Raw genomic sequence first — 2,893 nt, 5'->3', positions numbered from 1 at the left:
GGAGAACCGCATGCAAAGACTGGCTCGCGCCTTGTGCGCCACGCTCGCCCTGTCCGCCTCGACGCTTGCCGCGGCGTCGGTCGTCACCAACGTCTACTCGGGCTTCGGCGGTGGCGACGGAACCCCGTTTTCAGGGTTGGTGGGCACGCTGACGACGCCCGGCATCAGCTTCGGCACCGACACGGGCTTCGACTGGCATCCCTTCGGCCTGGGTGCCTTCGGTTCGCAGAGCCTGGGCAGCCTGGTCGTCGGCGTCGAGGCGGACTATTCATTCGACCTCACCTCGGACGACGGCAGCAGCCTCTACATCGATGGCGCGCTGGTCATCGACAACGGCGGCGGCCATTCTCCGGACACGAAGAGCGGTGTGGCGCACCTGACGCCCGGCGAGCACAGCTTCGTCGTCAACTTCTTCGAAGACTTCGGCGGCGCCAGCGGCCTTGACCTGGCATTGCCGTCGGGCGTGCGCTTCGCCGAGGCGGTGCCCGAGCCGGCCACCTATGCCCTGGTGCTGGTCGCGTTGGGGGCCGGTGCCGTGGCCCGGCGCCGCGTCAAGACGGCGGCTTGAACGGCAGGATCTGCCCGATCAGGTCTGCACCGTCGCTGAGCAGGAAGTCCTTGAAGGCCTGCGCCACCGGCGGCAGGCGCTTGGTGCGGCGGTGCACCAGGTACCAGTTCAGCATCAGCGGGAAGCCCTGCACGTCCAGCACGCACAGGCTGCCGGTGCGCAGCTCCTGGCTGATGGTGTGGGCCGACAGGAAGCTCACGCCCATGCCGGCGATCACCGCCTGCTTGATGGTCTCGGTGCTGCGGATCTCCATCGCCACGCGCACGCCGGCGATGTCGCCGCCGAAGCCCTCTTCCATCGAGTTGGAGGTGTCCGAGCCGCGTTCGCGCACCACGAACGGCTCGCGCAGCAGCCGGCTGCGCGGAATGCGCTGCTGGCCGGCCAGCGGGTGCGTCGGCGCCGCGACGATCACGTAGGGGTGCGGCGCGAACGGCAGGTTCACCGTGTCCAGGTCGGTCGGCGGTCGCACCATCACTGCCAGGTCGGTCAGGTTCTCGCTGATGTGCTGCAGCAGGCCTTCGCGGTTGTGCACCGTGAAGTTCAGCGTCACGCCCGGGTGGCGGCCGGCGAACTCGACCAGCAGGCGCGGGAAGAAGTAGTCGCCCGCGGAGATGACGCCCACATTGAGCTTGCCACCGGCCACGCCCTGGTACTGCGCCATGGTCTGCTCGGCGGCGTCGAACTGCTGGATGATCGTGCGGCTGATCTGCAGCAGCTCGGCGCCGGCGGCGGTGAGGTAGATCTTCTTGCCGAACTGCTCGAACAGCACGTTGCCGGCATGCTCCTCGAGCTTGCGCACCTGCGTGGAGACGGCGGGTTGCGTGAGGTGCAGCTCCTCGGCCGCGCGCGAGAAGCTCAGGTGCCGGGCCACGGCCTCGAACACTTTCAGCTGGCGCAGCGTGGCGTTCTTCATCGCGGCGCATCGTACAGTGCGGGCCTGCTCATCCGCCGCCGATGAACCTCTTCGTCTCGCTCAAGTACCTGGTCGCGCTGGACGACCACAAGCACTTCGGCCGCGCCGCGCTGGCCTGCCATGTCACGCAGCCGGCCCTGTCGAACGCCTTGCGCGCGCTGGAAGAAAGCTATGGCACCGCCATCGTCAAGCGCGGCCGCTCGTTCGGCGGCTTCACGCCCGAGGGCGAGCGCATCCTGGCCAGCGCGCGGCGCATGCTGCACGAGCAGGAACTGCTGGAGCAGGACCTGCGCAGCCGGGTCGATGCACCGCAGGGCCACCTGCTGATCGGCGCCGTGCCCACCGCGGTGCCGATCGCCGCGCGCTTCGCTGCCGTGCTGCAGGCGCGGCACCCGGGCATCGTGCCCACGGTGCGCTCGATGAGCTCGATGGAGCTGGAAGCCAAGCTCGAAGACCTGGCGCTGGACCTCGGCCTGGGCTATGCCGAGCGCAGCGACATCCGCCGCGCGCCGCTGCAGCTGGTGGCCCAGTACCCCGAGCATTACTTCCTGCTGCGCCGGGGCGAGGGCGGAAACGACGGCCTGCACATCGGCGCGCCGATCGGCTGGCGCGACGCGGCGGCCCTGCCGCTGTGCCTGATGAGCCCCGAGATGCACAACCGCAGCATCGTCGACCGCGCGTTTGCCGCGGCCGGCGTGCGCGCCCAGGTGGCGATGGAGACCAACTCGATCGTCACGCTGACCTTGGCGGTGCAGGCCGGCCAGGTGGCGAGCATCATGCCCGGCGCGCTGGTGGCGATGGTGCAGGGCCAGGCCGGGCTGCTGGCCAATCCGCTGACGGCGCCCGATGTCGTGGTGCCGATGGCCTTCATGCTCAACGAAGGCAGCGTGCTGTCGCAGACCTTGACGGCCGCGCTGGCGATGGCGCGCGAGCCGGCCTGGCTGCAGCAGGCGCAGCGCTTCGCCTGCGTGCCGTAGCCTGCGCCCGCCGCCGCGGCGGCCCGTGATTCGCTGACCGCATCGGTCCATTCACCGAAGAAATTGGACCGTCCGACCACCGTTGTCGACACTGCGCCTCGCCCCGACCAGGGCCTGCTGCCAGAAGGAGACAACGATGAGCGCATCCCCGGGCGCGACCCCGCCGGTACCGAAGTTCACCCAGCCCGGCCATGTGGCCGTGGTGCAGCTGCCGGCCACCGGCAAGACCTTGGCGACGGTGCGTGCGGTGCTGGCCGCGCATGCCGACGAGCCCGGCGCGCTGCTGCCGGTGCTGCATGGCGTGCAGGACGCGCTGGGCTGCGTGCCGCCCAACGTGGTGCCCGAGATCGCCGGCGCGCTGAACCTCTCGCGCGCCGAGGTGCATGGCGTCATCACCTACTACCACCACTTCCGCCAGACCAAGCCGGCGCGCCA

General features: G+C 70.0%; 4 protein-coding genes. 3 read left to right on the top strand and 1 reads right to left on the bottom strand.

Annotated elements, in window-relative coordinates; translation table 11 throughout:
• The coding region (locus tag ACILR4_RS28835; RefSeq protein WP_395704331.1) for a PA14 domain-containing protein at nucleotides 1-568 on the top strand (568 nt) is incomplete at its 5' end.
• On the opposite strand, the gene ACILR4_RS28830 is transcribed toward ACILR4_RS28835, so the two are convergent.
• Complete coding sequence (locus tag ACILR4_RS28830; RefSeq protein WP_395704330.1) at nucleotides 552-1,481, bottom strand: LysR substrate-binding domain-containing protein; 930 nt, start codon at nucleotides 1,479-1,481, stop codon at nucleotides 552-554. The two genes, ACILR4_RS28835 and ACILR4_RS28830, sit on opposite strands and share 17 nt — an antisense overlap.
• Before the next feature lie 41 nt (nucleotides 1,482-1,522).
• Between ACILR4_RS28830 and ACILR4_RS28825 the strand changes: the two genes are divergently transcribed.
• The gene (locus ACILR4_RS28825; RefSeq protein ID WP_395704329.1) at nucleotides 1,523-2,458 is read left to right on the top strand and encodes a LysR substrate-binding domain-containing protein; all 936 of its coding nucleotides are present in this window, start codon (nucleotides 1,523-1,525) and stop codon (nucleotides 2,456-2,458) included.
• Nucleotides 2,459-2,594: 136 nt separating this feature from the next.
• Nucleotides 2,595-2,893: NAD(P)H-dependent oxidoreductase subunit E (locus ACILR4_RS28820; protein ID WP_395704328.1), on the top strand; the 299-nt coding region annotated here is incomplete at its 3' end.

The sequence above is a fragment of the Aquabacterium sp. genome (assembly GCF_044226965.1).
GTDB lineage: Bacteria > Pseudomonadota > Gammaproteobacteria > Burkholderiales > Burkholderiaceae_C > Pseudaquabacterium.
The sequence above is the reverse complement of the archived record's forward strand: the minus strand, read 5'-3'. Positions and strand labels throughout refer to the sequence as shown.

Excerpts from the sequence above, each read along its gene's own strand:
- ACILR4_RS28830 (WP_395704330.1), bottom strand. The coding sequence starts at position 1,481 with ATGAAGAACGCCACGCTGCGCCAGCTGAAAGTGTTCGAGGCCGTGGCC.
- ACILR4_RS28825 (WP_395704329.1), top strand. The coding sequence starts at position 1,523 with ATGAACCTCTTCGTCTCGCTCAAGTACCTGGTCGCGCTGGACGACCAC.